General features: G+C 56.4%; 13 protein-coding genes and 1 pseudogene. 8 read left to right on the forward strand and 6 right to left on the reverse strand.

What is annotated here, in order from left to right; translation table 11 throughout:
- Window positions 1-320: 320 nt before the first annotated feature.
- Window positions 321-782, forward strand: a complete 462-nt coding sequence (locus B2590_RS16605; RefSeq protein WP_227517763.1) for a fibronectin type III domain-containing protein — start codon at window positions 321-323, stop codon at window positions 780-782.
- A 46-nt stretch (window positions 783-828) separates the two neighbouring features.
- On the opposite strand, the gene B2590_RS16610 is transcribed toward B2590_RS16605, so the two are convergent.
- The 4 genes from B2590_RS16610 to B2590_RS16625 all read right to left on the reverse strand — a co-directional run bounded on the left by B2590_RS16610 (window position 829) and on the right by B2590_RS16625 (window position 8,074).
- Window positions 829-3,396 (reverse strand): CHASE2 domain-containing protein, encoded by a 2,568-nt coding sequence (locus B2590_RS16610; RefSeq protein ID WP_075194519.1) that lies wholly within the window; start codon window positions 3,394-3,396, stop codon window positions 829-831.
- A 33-nt stretch (window positions 3,397-3,429) separates the two neighbouring features.
- Window positions 3,430-5,067: a FecR family protein gene (locus B2590_RS16615; protein ID WP_075194520.1), complete on the reverse strand. Its 1,638-nt coding sequence runs from the start codon at window positions 5,065-5,067 to the stop codon at window positions 3,430-3,432.
- 1 nt (window position 5,068) lies between these two features.
- A complete protein-coding gene (locus tag B2590_RS16620; RefSeq protein WP_075194521.1) occupies window positions 5,069-5,794 on the reverse strand; it encodes a response regulator transcription factor in 726 nt (241 codons plus the stop codon).
- A 114-nt stretch (window positions 5,795-5,908) separates the two neighbouring features.
- A complete protein-coding gene (locus B2590_RS16625) occupies window positions 5,909-8,074 on the reverse strand; it encodes a DNA topoisomerase 3 (protein ID WP_085681316.1) in 2,166 nt (721 codons plus the stop codon).
- A 123-nt stretch (window positions 8,075-8,197) separates the two neighbouring features.
- Here B2590_RS16625 and B2590_RS16630 point away from each other — a divergent pair, with 123 nt between their 5' ends.
- Entirely contained in the window at window positions 8,198-8,542 is a 345-nt protein-coding gene (locus B2590_RS16630) for a BolA family protein (RefSeq protein ID WP_286811610.1), read from the forward strand.
- A complete protein-coding gene (locus tag B2590_RS16635; protein WP_036206175.1) occupies window positions 8,539-9,162 on the forward strand; it encodes an L-threonylcarbamoyladenylate synthase in 624 nt (207 codons plus the stop codon). The genes B2590_RS16630 and B2590_RS16635 overlap by 4 nt, the downstream gene beginning before the upstream one ends.
- 5 nt (window positions 9,163-9,167) lie before the next feature.
- Here the strand turns inward: B2590_RS16635 and B2590_RS16640 are convergent, their stop codons facing one another.
- Window positions 9,168-9,821, reverse strand: coding sequence for a hypothetical protein (locus tag B2590_RS16640; protein WP_041335173.1), 654 nt, complete (start codon window positions 9,819-9,821; stop codon window positions 9,168-9,170).
- Window positions 9,822-9,976: 155 nt separating this feature from the next.
- Window positions 9,977-10,957: a CDF family Co(II)/Ni(II) efflux transporter DmeF gene (gene dmeF / locus B2590_RS16645; RefSeq protein ID WP_091642424.1), complete on the reverse strand. Its 981-nt coding sequence runs from the start codon at window positions 10,955-10,957 to the stop codon at window positions 9,977-9,979.
- Between the two features lie 141 nt (window positions 10,958-11,098).
- On the opposite strand from dmeF, the gene B2590_RS16650 reads away from it, so the two are divergent.
- The 5 genes and pseudogenes from B2590_RS16650 to B2590_RS16670 all read left to right on the forward strand — a co-directional run.
- Window positions 11,099-11,479, forward strand: coding sequence for a hypothetical protein (locus tag B2590_RS16650; RefSeq protein ID WP_036206183.1), 381 nt, complete (start codon window positions 11,099-11,101; stop codon window positions 11,477-11,479).
- A 69-nt stretch (window positions 11,480-11,548) separates the two neighbouring features.
- On the forward strand, window positions 11,549-12,280 hold the full coding sequence (locus B2590_RS16655) for a HupE/UreJ family protein (RefSeq protein ID WP_414673533.1): 732 nt from the start codon (window positions 11,549-11,551) through the stop codon (window positions 12,278-12,280).
- Window positions 12,281-12,291: 11 nt separating this feature from the next.
- Window positions 12,292-12,891 (forward strand): hypothetical protein, encoded by a 600-nt coding sequence (locus tag B2590_RS16660; RefSeq protein ID WP_286809984.1) that lies wholly within the window; start codon window positions 12,292-12,294, stop codon window positions 12,889-12,891.
- 29 nt (window positions 12,892-12,920) lie between these two features.
- On the forward strand, window positions 12,921-13,268 hold the full coding sequence (locus B2590_RS16665) for a DUF6488 family protein (protein ID WP_036206192.1): 348 nt from the start codon (window positions 12,921-12,923) through the stop codon (window positions 13,266-13,268).
- A 61-nt stretch (window positions 13,269-13,329) separates the two neighbouring features.
- Window positions 13,330-13,695 (forward strand): annotated as a pseudogene (locus B2590_RS16670) (MFS transporter); the annotation flags it as partial.
- Window positions 13,696-13,768: the final 73 nt, after the last annotated feature.

Raw genomic sequence — 13,768 nt, forward strand, 5'->3', positions numbered from 1 at the left:
TAACCCGCGATGAACCTTTTTTTGTGCCTGTTCGGTCTACTTCAGGATTTAGTTCCGCCCTGCATATTTTTCGACCCTTTTGCAACTCCTATCCAGTCGGCTTTCCTTAAATCTAATACTTTCGTACCAAAAATAACCGCCATTTATCGCCTTTCGGGCAAAAAATTGCCCGGTTAATCAGTATCCTCAGTTGCTTCATTACGGTTATCTGTCGAAAAATTGACAAAATCGTAACTTGGGAAATGACACCATTCACATCGATACTTGCCCACGTTTTATACAATTTAACAAATTCGGCAATTTATTGGTGTGAAATACATATGAAACGCGTCATCAAAGTGTCACAGGCATGGATTGCCGCGTTGTTTTTAGGATTGGTCCTCACAGGCTGTGGGGGCGGTTCTTCTGGTAGCTCAGAGAGCACTGCAGGTACAGGTGATAGCACGGGGGTTGGCTCAGGTGGTTCCGAGGGCAATCCACCACCGAGCGGTGGTGGCGAGGGAGTGGTTGACCGCTCGGCGTCGCTCAGCTGGAATGCGCCCACCGATCGTGAAAACGGCGATGATCTAAGTCCGTACGATTTGGAGCGCTACGTTATCAGGTACGGAACGGATAGGAATAACCTCGACAAACAAGTTCAAGTCGACAATGTCGGAGGCTTGGAAACGATGAGCTATGACGTTGAGAACTTGTCGGCGGGCACCTGGTACTTCACGATTCAGGTGGAAGATGTTGATGGCCTGATGAGCGCGCCATCGGCGCCGGTCAGCAAAACCATCTAGTTCAGACAACGGATCTCTGACATGAAGTGTATGCTCGGCCTTGCTGTTACCCCAATGGATGCGCAATCGGCAGTTTGAGGGTAAAGGCCGACCCTTCCCCGGGTCGGGAGCGAAGGGTTATTTCACCGCGATGCTTTTCGACCACAACGTTCACGAACGACAGCCCGAGCCCGGTGCCATGATTGCCAGACAGCTCGCTGCTTTTCTGGCGCTGATAGCGATCAAACAGATAGGGAATTTCTTCCGGAGCAATGCCTTCCCCCTCGTCGCTTACAGTCAGGCACGCCTGGTGGCCGGCCTGAAAAACCTGAATGTTGACGATCGATCCGGATGGGCTGTATTGCACGGCATTGGTCAGAAGGTTGATCACGGCACGTTCAAGCAGTTCCGCATTTCCTTTCAGCCATAAATCCTCTGTTCCCTGAAGTAACAGCTGAATGCCTTTCTCGGCAGCCTGCTCGCTGACGCTGTCGCGGGCGTTCTCAACAATGGCTAAAAACTCGCACTCGTAAAAGCGGGTTTCGGTTAACTGTTCGGCCCTGGCAAGCTGCACGAATTCTTCAGCAAGATGATAACTGCGCTTCGCTAGCCGACCCAATTGGTCGAGCTGTTCCGGCTCGATATGGCCACGATTCCGCTTGAGCTGTTCGATCAGTGCAAGTTGTGAAACCAGGGGCGAGCGAACATCGTGAGAAATGAAGTCGATGGCCTCCCGGTGCTGGCGCTGTTGTTCCCTGAGTTCCGAGATATCCGATATGTTGGCGATAATGCCGTTCTGATCGCTGTCAGGCAGTGAAAACGGCGCGAAGTGAATCAGGAAATCCATATCGCGAATCCGTAGGTCCACTGTGCGGCTCTGAGCCAGCGTGAGGGTTTCCGAGACGGTTTCATGCCAGGGCGGATTGTCCCGTGGGTCATGTCCCTCCAGAAGTCTGGCCAGGGGCAGGCCGCTAAGGCTTGGCATGGGTTCACGAAACCATTCTTCAATGTGGCCGTTGGCAAAGCGGATAACGCCTAACTCGTCGGTTACGATAATGCCGTCCGGCATGCGTTCGAAGCTGCGCCTGATAAACCTCTGCATCTGACTCATGCGCTCGGTCGCCACGCGTACTCGCTCGATTCGAGCGGAGATGTTTTCCCTTGGCCCCGTTTTACGCACCGGCTCCTGGGTGCTGGACAGCGGCAAACGGCGGAGGTAGCGCTGGATGGCCTCCCGGCTCAGGTCGTTGGGCAGCTTGAGCCCGATTTTGTAGGTAACGCCATTGCGTATCAGGCTGACCCAGCTTTGGCCATCAATGTGATGCCATTGGCCCGGGGTGTCCAGTGGCGGGATATCATCGGCGGCCAGACCAGAAGACGTCATCACGTCATCACCTTCAGCTAACAGCCAGCCCTCTGGTTGAAGCAGGGCCTGGAAATGGCTGAGCAGTTGCGGTGGGTGCCTCAGTGACGGCTCTTCGAGGGTCATGGTGGGCCCGCGGGCAAGCTCGTCAAGCTGCCGGTTGAGGAAGCTGTTGGTCATGGCCAGCCGTAGTGCGCTGGATACGGGCAGCGCCAGCAGGGGAATTACGATGGCGTGGGAGATCGGTAGCCAGAGCTTGGCTCCGACCAACAGTAGCGCATGCAGGAGAGCCAATAAGCCGAGGCTCGTCAAACAGAGCAAAATGCTACGTGCCGGTCGCATGCGGGGTAGGGTGAACGACAATAGAGCGATGATAAAAACGGCGAGACCAATCGCAATAGGCTTCGATACCCGTGATATCAGTTCGTCTTTCACCAATGCGGAATAACTGTTGGCGTGGAACTCAACGCCGGACATGGGCTGATTGAGGCCCGAAAACGGGGTGGGCAGGATGTCGCCAAAACCCGGTGCGGTTGCACCCACAAACACGGTTTGCCCTTTGAAAGCATCCTTTGGGAATTGCCCATCAAGCACCTTGGTATAGGAGTGGGAAGGCAGCGTCCCGGCACCACCAGCCATTGGAATGGCGCGGTAGTGCTGTCTGACGTTTGTGTAGGGCGGCACACTGGATATTTCCGGGCCCGGTGACGGTGTATCAGAGGCCGCCAGTGCCAGGCTGGGCCATAGCTGATCGCCCAGGCCATTGAACAGATAAAGTCCTCGCGCCAAGCCGTCTTCGTCAAGCTCCACGTGGGCGTGCCCAAGCGTTGCAGCTGCGGACGCCAACGCAGGGGCGGGAAGTTGTTCGCTGATCAGGTAGTGCCGGGAGGGCGGTGACAGATGAAGCGGCAGGATGACGTTGCCGTGTTTCTGCATGGCGTTGGCCATTGCTTGGTCTGCCGGCGATGGTTCGGGGAACAGGATGTCGAAGACAATCGTTTTGGCGCCGGCCTGATGGAGTTTCTCAATGAGCTGTGCATGGGTTGTCCGTGGCCAGGGCCAGCGCCCCAGGCGATCCATGCTCAGTTCGTCAATGGCGATAACAACGACGTCATCGGCCGGTTCTGCGGGTGTTGCGGTGATAAGGGTGTCGTAAAGCCAGAAGTCCAGGCGCTCCGGAGCAGAGGTCGTCTGGAACAGTAGCAAAAATGTCAGTAGTGGCAGGCCCAGCGTCCAAGGTGTTGTTTTAATGGGAAACCAGTTCCGGGTCATGGGGCCTGCTGTCGGGTATCAGGAAATTGTGGGTTATTCCAGAAACAATTCCCTCCCTGGTCCCCACCGGCTTTCGAGCGGACCGTCAGAGAGGGCTTTCAGGCGAACAAAATACCGTCTTCCGGGAATGAGGCGCAAGGCCGCAGTGGTATCCGACAGCGTAGCCTCTTTGATGATGTTGTTAAATCCCGGTTCTTCAGACAGCTGCAGGCGATAATCGGTTGCAGTATCCACCCTCTGCCAGAATACCCTTACCTGGCTATCGACGTAGTTGACACTGATGATGCGAACCGGTGGCAGGGTCCCGTTCACGACCAGCGAGCGTGCCTCACTCGTGGCCACAGAATTGCCGCCGGCCTCGGTGACCACCCGCCAGTAGTATTGTCCCGGTGTCAGTGGTCGAGAAGGCAGTGCGCTTTCATCAGGCGCCCACTCGCTGGTGGCAATCGTGTTTCCAAAGTCTTTGTCCTCCGCAATTTCCACCCGGGCGACTTCGTTTTCGCCGCGCAATTGCCATCGGAACTCGGGCATGTCGTCGTTAACGGTCGCGCCTGGTTCCGGTTGTTCCAGTGCGGCAGTCCGGGCCTGTAGGTCGACTTCGAAAGACATGACGCCGGGCATGCCTGCCATGCCACGATTGTCGATGGCGGCAAGGTGAATCTCGTAGCGGCCATTGTCCAGCAGGTTAATATCGAAATCATTGTCGCTGACTTCGCTGCTGTTAATCCAGCGGCCGGACTCGGCATCAAAGATATCCACGCGATGGCTGTTGGCTCCGTTGGGCGTCCAGCTCAACTGTGCAGGAAGTTGCTTCAACTGCTGCGGCAGGGGGTTAATCTCCGGGGCTGGGGGCAGGCGACGGATGCTCATTCTGCCCACACCTGCGGTTGAAACGCTGGCGCTATAACCAGCTGGAATCCGGCGTGTTTGCCCCGGCGGGCCAAACGATACCTCGCCCTCGGTAACCCGTAGATCGGTCATGCCGGGCGCAGTCCTGAGGGTAAACATGGTGCCCCTGACTGCCGCCACCGCGGAGGGCGTTTCGATCTCAAAACGTGAACCGCCCTCGATCACGGGTTTCACCTGGGTTTCAATTTCGCCCTGATTGAGGCGCAGGCGGGTGTCCACCATGCCGGACTTCCCATACTGCGTCAGGCGATTGAAGGCGAGGCGGGAATGCGGTGATATCCGCACTACAGAGCCGTCAGCAAGTTCGATGGTTGCCGTGCCAGCCTGTGACCGGATTTCATCACCCACCCGAATCAGGGAATCGCTGGTCAGGGGGCGTTTGGTGCCGTCACTACCGGAAATCAGTTGCACCGACCCGGTCACCGAGTTGACCCGCGCAGGGTTGGGTTGGCGCTGAAGCCAGGCAAGGGGAATTCTCAGGTTGTCTCCACTGCCCACCTTGGCGGGGTTATCGATGCCGTTATGCTGTAGCAGGCGAATGGCGGGAATATCCTTGGACAACAATGCGTCAGCGATCTCCGCAAAATGTTCACCGGGTCGTACCGTATAGATCCACTCCGGCGTCGCATTGGATTCAGGGGTAGCAGTGGCCGCCTGGGAGCCCCGGGTGACCGAAAGTTCCGCCTGTACTGGCAACGCCGCCAGGGAGCTGATTAGGAGCAGCAAACCGGTGAACGTTCGCAGGGTGACGCATTGACTCATGTCAGGCTTGTTCCATGACCGGTACGTTCTCATCCGGGCCAGAGGCTTTCATGGCCTCAAGACGATAGCCGCGCTGGTAAATGGTCTTGATGCGGAAGCCGTTTTCGGGATTAAGGCCCAGTCTGCGGCGAAGCCGGCTCATGTGCGTGTCCACGGTACGGGTATTGATGTCTTTCGCCAGTCCCCATACCCGCTCAAGCAGCATCTCGCGGGTCAGTAGCCGGCCCTGGTTCTGGAACAGGAACAGGGTCAGGTCAAAATCCTTGTCGGTCAGCGTCAGCACGTTGCCGTGAAGCGCAATGGTCCGAAGCTGGGTATTGATCTCGAAAGGGCCGTACTGCAACGATTCTTTTTCGGTATCGGGGCTGGTGCGACGTGCCAATGCATTGATGCGCGCCACCAGTTCTGCCTCGCGAGCGGGTTTGGCGAGGTAGTCGTCAGCACCAGCATCCAGCGCACGTACGATGTCCGTCTCGCTGTCGCGCTGGGTGAGAAACACCACCGGAATCTGCCAGTTCAACTGCGCACGTACGCTTTCCAGAACCTCAATCCCGGTCATGTCGGGTATTTGCCAATCCATCACCAGCAGATCATAGCTGCGGTGAAGGACCGCGCTCAGAAATGCCTGGCCTGACGGAAAACTGTCGCAGTGGTGCCCGCGCTCGGACAACACAGACTGAATGTGCTGAGCCTGTTCATGTTCGTCCTCAAGCAGGGCAATTCGCATCAAACGTCTCCCGACATCAAATTTGTCATATTCAGGCTTCCCGGCCGACGGCGGGGAATGGGTATTGAATTCCGCTTCATATTATTACAAATCCGCAATTTCGCTTCAGTGTCGTTATGTAGTGTTGCGTAAACGGATCGCAGGCTTTCCGTTGTCGTCATCCAGTGTTTGTCGGCAGCCGGGGAAATTACTGCAGCCCCAGAACCAGCCTTTTTTGCCTTGTCTGCGCACCAGGGGCGAAAAACAGTGCGGGCAGGGAATGGGTTTTTCTCCCGTGCCATCCGCCGGCGACTGGTCCTCAATGGGCCGTGTGCCTTTGCAGTCCGGAAAGCGGGTGCAGGCATGGAAGGCACCAAACTTGCCCTCGCGCTGGCGCATGGGAGCGCGGCACTTGGGGCAGTGCGGCTGCCCCTCGCCTGGTGGGGCTGTCTTGGCTTCCTGCTCTGGGGTATTGATGAACCCGCGTATCTGTTCTTTCAGGTCTGCAATAAACTGCTTGGGATTGCCCTCACCGCGGCGAATACTTTCCAGGGTGGCTTCCCAGATGGCCGTCATATCCGGCTTGCTGACGGATTCCGGCAATGAATCAATCAACGCCTTTCCCTTCGGCGTTGACCGGATGTGGCGCTTGTCCCGGTATAGATAGTCGCGCCGGAACAGGGTATCAATGATCGCCGCCCGCGTGGCCTCAGTGCCCAGCCCATCGGTCTCACGCAGGGTTTTCCGAAGTTCTGGATCGCTGACAAAGCGAGCGATATTGGTCATCGCTGACAGCAGTGTGGCGTCGGTGAAGTATTGGGGTGGCTGGGTTTTGCGCTCGGCGATGTCCATCGAGTCACAGAGTATGGGGTCACCTTTCTCCAGGCGAGGGAGGGGCGCTTTGGCGGCCTCCTGTCGGCTTTCCCGCTGGCGAATCTCCAGGGTTTTCCAGCCCGGCTGAAGAACCGCGGTTTCCGTTGCCCTGAACGCGTGTTCGCCAATCCCGACAGTTAATTTGCCTTCCCGGTGAATGGCGTCGGCGCTGAACTGCATCAGGTAATACCGGCTGATCAGTTCGTAAATGTTCCTCTCAGCTTCGCTCAGACGTCCATTGGGCGCCTTTCTGGCCGTAGGGATGATAGCGTGGTGGGCATCCACCTTCTTGTCGTTCCAGGCTTCGGTGCGGCGGTTCAGATCCGCTGCCTCGCAGGCTGTCGCCAGTTCGCCGGCGACATTGCCAATGGCCTGCACCACACTCTGACGCTGGTCAAAATGACCTTCCGGCAGATAACGGCAGTCCGAACGGGGATAGGTAATCAACTGGTGGCGTTCGTACAGGTTCTGGGCGGTGTCCAGCACGTCTTTCGCGCCCATGCGGAACAGTCGCCCCGCCTCGATCTGCAAGGCTGAGAGTGAGAATGGCAGGGGCGGCGTTTCGTTCCTGTCGCGGAAACGGGATTCCGTAACTTTGCCGGGCCGTCCTTCTACGGCCTCGGCGATCTGTCTGGCGACATCGCTGTCCAACAAACGGTCTTCTTCATCCAGGTATTCCCGGTAGGCTTCCGAGGGCTGCCAGCGTGCCGTAAACGATTGCTGGTCCGATTCCTCATCTATCGCGTGGCACGTCGCCTGAACGCGGAAAAAAGGTTTCGGCTGGAAGTTCTCAATGGTGTTGTCCCGCTCCACCACCAATCCCAGCACCGGGGTTTGTACACGGCCGACGGAATATACGCCCTGCTGGCCCTGCTGCTGATAGGACAGGGTATAGAAACGAGTAAGATTAATGCCGTAGAGCCAGTCCGCCCGCTGGCGGGCGAGGGCGGAATGGGACAGGCGGCGAAACTCACGATTGTCCTTGGGAGCCTGGATGGCCTTTGCCACGGCCGCCGGAGTCAGGTCGTTGATCAGGATTCTCTGCACCGGACAGGTGGCACCGGTGTAGCGGATGACTTCGTCCACCAGCAGTTGGCCTTCCCGGTCCGGATCGCCGGCGTGGACAATGGTCTCCGCCTTGCGGACCAGAGACTCCAATACCTTGAGCTGCTGGCGTACGCTGTCTTTAGGCATCACCTCCCAGCGCCCGGGAAACAGAGGCAAATCTTCCTGTCGCCATTTTTTCCAGCGCGGGTCGTACTGGCCGGGTTCCGCCGGTTCCAATAGGTGGCCGATGCACCAGCTAACGGTGCTGGCGTTGCTTCCTTCGCCGCAACGAATCCATCCGTTCCCCTTCTGATGGGGAGCGGGGAGGGCAGCAGCAATTGCCCGGCCCAGGCTTGGTTTTTCAGCAATGTACAGGCGCATAAGTCGGAAGCAGTTTTCGGGTGGGGATGGAAGATGGCGCTTTGTCTGTATCCTGTCAAGGTAACACAGCGTTTGGTGTAGTAGACTGTTCCATAACACATTCAATCAGGAGCAGGCCTGTTTATGTCCACACAACAAGCCATTGAGCAAAAGCTGACAAGCGCTTTCGACAGCCAACACCTCATGGTTGAAAACGAGAGCCACAAACATAGCGTGCCGCCGAATTCTGAAACCCATTTCAAGGTGACTCTGGTGTCTTCAGAGTTCGAGGGGCAGGGTAAGGTCAAGCGGCACCAAGCCATCTACAAAATACTGGCGGACGAAATGGCCGGTGACGTCCACGCCCTGGCGCTGCATGTGTATTCACCACAGGAGTGGGAGACGTCCGGCCAGGCTGCGCCTGATTCTCCTAATTGCATGGGCGGCTCCAAGAACGATCCGGCCTTTGCATCCGGAGGTGGCCAGTGAGCCAGTTCTTCCAGATTCACCCGGAAACGCCCCAGAAGCGGCTGATCAACCAGGCTGTGGATATTCTCCGCAAGGGAGGCGTTATTGTGTATCCGACGGATTCCGCCTACGCCATTGGCTGCCACCTCGGTGACAAGCAGGCAGCGGACCGGATAAAGCGCATTCGCCGCCTGGATGACAAGCACAACTTCACCCTGATGTGCCGGGACCTTTCGGACATCGGTGTGTTCGCGAAGGTCGACAACACCCAGTATCGGCTGCTCAAGAACTTCACGCCGGGGGCTTATACATTCATTCTGGACGCCACCAGTGAAGTACCGCGTCGGCTGTTACACCCCAAGCGTAAAACCATTGGCATGCGGGTGCCAGACAACGCGATTGTGCAGGCGCTGCTGGCGGAACTGGGCGAACCCATCATGAGCAGTACGCTGATATTGCCGGGTGACGAGGACCCGATGACTGACCCTTATGACATCCGGGAAACTCTGGAACACGATCTGGATCTGATCATCGATGGTGGCTTTTGCGGCCTGGAGGCGACCACCGTGGTGAATATGACTGGGGATGCGCCGGAGGTGACTCGCGTCGGCAAAGGGGACCCAGAGCCCTTCCGGATTTAACGGAGTCAGGCCCGGGTGTTCAGGCTCAGGGCGAAATTTTTGCGGTCTGCGTAGTTGGTGGCCTGATCGGTACTGATGGTCCTGCGCAGGCTGTCGTAGCGGTGCGCCAGGTCCTGCAGGCCGTTGAATTGCTGGTTGTCGCTGACCAGGGTGTCCAGCAGTGAATTGTTCACGCCGTATGCCTTGTTCAACTTGAGCGCGTTGTCCACAAAGTGCAGGGTGGGCTCGCTGGCACTGAGCCGGCTGAATGCCTCCCGGAACGGCTTGCTGTTGTTCAGGTCCTGTTCGATACGGTTACGGCTTTCCTCTGGGATTCCACCACCAACGCTGATCTTGCCTTCGTCGTTCTTCGAGACTTCCACACTGGTTGCCGGGTTGAGTTTGTATTCGGCAAGTTTATGCCGCAGCGTCTCCCGCATATAGGCAAGGTCCTGCCCGACGGTTTGCTTGTACTCAGCCATCTGCAACCTGGTGGATTTTGGGCGGCCGGTATCGAAACTCGCCCGCTCGGACAGGGTAAACCGGTCATCGGTTGCGGAGACCGGTGCCTCTGGTGCAGCGGGCTTTGGCAACGCATTGCCCGACCCCGCCGGCTGTTTCTTTTCCATGGCTTGCTGGAACTGGGTGCTGGCTTTGATCAGCGATGTGAGCAGCGACATGGCATTGGTCCCCTCCTATGGTCACTGGGGAAATGTTGACGGTTTTGGTGTCTAGGGGAGGTGGATGCACAAAGCGGGCCATCGCGACTTATTGTTGAGGGGCACCTTGAGTGGCCAGGATGACTGCGCCGCCTGTCAGTAGTCAGCCCCCGGATTCAGTCACACCTTAGCGGTTCAACTGTTACATGTACCAGTGACCGGCACTGGTTCTGAATGCGGTTTTTGTAAGCGGTGGCTGACTCAGGCTGGTGGGAAACAACCGAGACAATGGCCGCATGAATGTTTGGCCCAATCGCCCAAACATGCAGATCACTGACTTTGGCATCGCCGTCCTCTATTGCCTGTTTTACCGCTTCCTCCATGTCCTGATGCTGCTCGTCGAGGAGGACCCTTGAGGTGTCTTTGACCAGAAGCCAGGACCAGCGCGTCACCAGCGTGGCACCGATAATGCCCATCATCGGGTCCATCCAGTTCCATCCTGCGTATTTCCCGGCCAGAAGGGCGACGATTGCCAATACCGACGTCAGGGCATCGGCGAGCACATGAAGATATGCCGCCCTGCGGTTATGATCATCGTGGCTGTGATGGCTGTGATGGCTGTGATGGCTGTGATGGCTGTGATGGCTGTGATGGCTGTGATGGTCGTGCCCGTGGCTGTGATCATGGCCATGGTCATGTCCTTTCTCACCCAGTATCCAGGCGGAAATCCCATTGACCACCAGGCCGATAAAGGCCACAAATATTGCGCCATCAAATGAAATTCCGACCGGCTGGATAAAGCGCCCAACACTTTCGATGACCATGTAGAGGGCAAAGACAGCCAATAGAATCGCCCCGGTAAAGCCTCCCAAGGCGTTGACTTTCCCTGTGCCAAAAGAAAACCGTGCGCTACCTGCGTTTTTGCGTGCGTACGTATAGGCAAAAGCGGCAATGCCAAGAGCTACGGCGTGTGATCCCATATGCAGGCCGTCGGCAAGCAACGCCATTGAGCCATAAATGATCCCTGCGAAAATTTCCCAACCCATCATCGCCAGGGTCAAGGCCACAACGATGAGCGTGCGAGTTTCGCCGGAGCGCTTGTGGTTCTGCCCGAAGACGTGATCGTGTTGCCATTGGTCCAGTCGTTCGTGATGCATAGACGCGCTCCTGAAATTGAGTAGTGGATGGTTAGAGGTTGCCCCCTGCCTGGAACCAGGCGCTTTAAATGCGCACCTTTGCAAAGCAGATCGTACTTGGATAGTCTTCCTGTCCAAAGATCGACGCTAACGAGATACGAAGTGTTCATTAACCAGGCCCAATTTTCCACCGGCAGACGTATTTTTGTGGTGACCATGCTGTCACTCATGATGCTTTTTCGTCTTGCCTGGGCTTCAGATCAGAACGTTCACGATGCATCACAGAGTCTATCTCTTGCAGAATTTGTCCAGAACCATGGGCATATCCATCCGTCCTCTCTCGATCATCTCCATGTTTCGACAGTTGAAATGACGGACCAGGACCACCTGCTACTCCATGCGATTGGCGCAGTCGAAAAGCACGTGCCCCTGAAGCTGGATGCAGTGCCGCTTTTCCACAGGCAGGACAAGCCTGTGCTTCAAAGAACGCCGTCTCCTCTGCCGGAGCAGACATCCGCACTTTATCGGCCTCCGAAAGCCTGAAAACGTCATTAAGAACTGACGCGTCAGCGTCTTTATCTAAATTTCTGTCGATATTTCGGAGATCACCGAATGAATCATATGCCGTTTCCGCGCCGAACAGGCGTGGGCGTTTGCGTGCGCTGGCTGTACCTTTTAGGGGCAGCGCTCGTAGGCCTGATGTTTTCTCCTCTGCTATTTGCCCATGGTGTTGAAGCAGGCGATGCCACGTTCATAGAGCAGGCCAGCGGGGCACAATTGCTGCCCTTTATCTATCTGGGGGCCAAACACATGGTCACCGGCTATGACCACCTCCTGTTCCTGGCAGGTGTCATCTTCTTTCTTTACCGCATGAAAGACGTGGGTATCTACGTCACGCTTTTTGCGGTTGGACACAGTGTCACGCTTCTTTACGGCGTGCTCAGTGAGACCAACGTCAATGCCTATATGGTGGATGCCATCATCGGCTTTTCCGTGGTCTACAAGGCTCTGGATAACCTTGGTGCGTTTCGCCGCTGGTTCGGATTTCAGCCCAATACCAAGGCCGCCGTCCTGATTTTCGGATTTTTCCATGGGTTCGGCCTGGCCACGAAGCTTCAGGATTTCACGCTTTCAGAGGATGGCCTGGTGGCGAACATTCTGGCGTTTAATGTCGGAGTTGAGATTGGCCAGTTGATGGCTCTGGGCATCATTCTGATCGCGATGAATTTCTGGCGCCGGACGGATGTTTTTCCCCGGCAGGCACTTGCAGCCAACGTTCTGTTGATGAGCGCCGGTTTTATGCTGATGGGTTATCAGTTGACCGGCCTGTACACCGTTTCCTGAGGAGTTAGACCATGCAAGACATTTCCAATATGAATCGTGAGGGACTTCCTTCCTCAAAAAGCTTGTTCAAGGCGACCGGAGTGGCTGCTGTTATCGGCGGCGTGGTTCTGGTCACAACCATCCTCCCAGCCGAATATGGCATCGATCCCACGGGACTCGGCCAGACCATGGGGTTGACTGTACTCAGTCAGGCCAACGCCGCTGAGTCCACGCAGCCTGAGTCGGAATCGGCCTCGTCGGGTAACCTGCTGGCATTGCCGGCTGGTCCGGTCTGGAAAACGCCAGAAGGTTTGAGTTCTGATTCCACGACCGTAACTTTGGGACCAAACGAGGGTCTGGAAGTCAAAGCCACAATGGCCGAGGGAGATCGAATGGTTTTTAACTGGACCACGGAGGGAGGTTCGGTGAACTTCGATATGCACGGTGAACGGTTCAATGACGGCGACAATTTCACCAGCTACTGGCAGGGGCGCGACCAGCCGTCTGCGAGCGGAGCATTTGAGGCACCGTTTGACGGTACGCATGGATGGTACTGGGAAAATCGCGGAGAAAGAGCTGTCACTGTGGTTCTTGATACCAGCGGGTTTTACAGCGGCATTAGCAAGAAGTAATTCAATTATTGATCCTTAGGAGTTATCTCATGAAAAAAATGATTCACGTATTTGCAGCGGTCATTGTTTTGTCGGTTTCCGGCTACGCATTTGCCGGGGCTGGCCATAGCCATGGTGCTTCGGAGCCTGTTTCGAAAGAACAGGTGACCGAGCGAGCAGCCGCCGTCAAGCAGCAACTCGTCAATTCAGAACAGATTGCTTCTAGCTGGGCGGAAGCCTCCAGAGGCAAGGCCGAGCAGCGGTCTACCTCGGCGGGTAAACTATGGGTCGTCCAGTTTGCTAATCCTGACTCTGCCAGCGAAGACAAAGCGAACCTGTATGTCTTTGTGGATGAGTACGGCAACCCCGTTGGAGCTAACCACTCCGGCAAAATGTAAAGCTGGAGATGGAGCAAAGGCCCGCTAACCGCCCGGTTGCGGGTCTTTAGTCAGGAGAACCATGCTTGAGATTCTGAAAAATCGCACCTACCGGCATCTGTTTTTAGCCCAGGTCGTTGCCCTGCTGGGAACGGGGTTGGCAACGGTTGCCCTGAGCCTTCTGGCCTTTGATCTTGCTGGTGATAAGGCGGGGCAGGTGGTTGGCACAGCCATGGCAATCAAAATGGTCGCCTATGTCTTCATTGCCCCCATTGCTGCAGCACTGGCGGAGAACATACCTCGTCGTGTGATGCTGGTTTCTCTGGATCTGGTGCGAGCTGCCGTTGCACTTGCCTTGCCTTTTGTGACTGAGGTCTGGGAGGTGTATGTACTGATCGCCGTGCTGCAATCGGCATCTGCGGCCTTTACGCCGACGTTCCAGTCCACCGAGAGCTATCGTCAAAGCTTGTCGTCTTCTACTTGATCAAGCAACATCCTGATTGTCTGTATCCACCTCGATT

This window comes from Marinobacter sp. UBA3604 (assembly GCF_002375325.1).
GTDB classification, from domain to species: Bacteria; Pseudomonadota; Gammaproteobacteria; order Pseudomonadales; family Oleiphilaceae; genus Marinobacter; species Marinobacter salarius.

Coding starts and splice junctions, on each gene's coding strand:
- B2590_RS16610 (WP_075194519.1), bottom strand. CDS start 3,396: ATGACCCGGAACTGGTTTCCCATTAAAACAACACCTTGGACGCTGGGC.
- B2590_RS16625 (WP_085681316.1), bottom strand. CDS start 8,074: ATGCGCCTGTACATTGCTGAAAAACCAAGCCTGGGCCGGGCAATTGCT.
- B2590_RS16660 (WP_286809984.1), top strand. CDS start 12,292: ATGCAAGACATTTCCAATATGAATCGTGAGGGACTTCCTTCCTCAAAA.
- B2590_RS16640 (WP_041335173.1), bottom strand. CDS start 9,821: ATGTCGCTGCTCACATCGCTGATCAAAGCCAGCACCCAGTTCCAGCAA.
- B2590_RS16630 (WP_286811610.1), top strand. CDS start 8,198: ATGTCCACACAACAAGCCATTGAGCAAAAGCTGACAAGCGCTTTCGAC.
- B2590_RS16605 (WP_227517763.1), top strand. CDS start 321: ATGAAACGCGTCATCAAAGTGTCACAGGCATGGATTGCCGCGTTGTTT.
- dmeF (WP_091642424.1), bottom strand. CDS start 10,957: ATGCATCACGAACGACTGGACCAATGGCAACACGATCACGTCTTCGGG.
- B2590_RS16655 (WP_414673533.1), top strand. CDS start 11,549: ATGAATCATATGCCGTTTCCGCGCCGAACAGGCGTGGGCGTTTGCGTG.
- B2590_RS16620 (WP_075194521.1), bottom strand. CDS start 5,794: ATGCGAATTGCCCTGCTTGAGGACGAACATGAACAGGCTCAGCACATT.
- B2590_RS16615 (WP_075194520.1), bottom strand. CDS start 5,067: ATGAGTCAATGCGTCACCCTGCGAACGTTCACCGGTTTGCTGCTCCTA.
- B2590_RS16665 (WP_036206192.1), top strand. CDS start 12,921: ATGAAAAAAATGATTCACGTATTTGCAGCGGTCATTGTTTTGTCGGTT.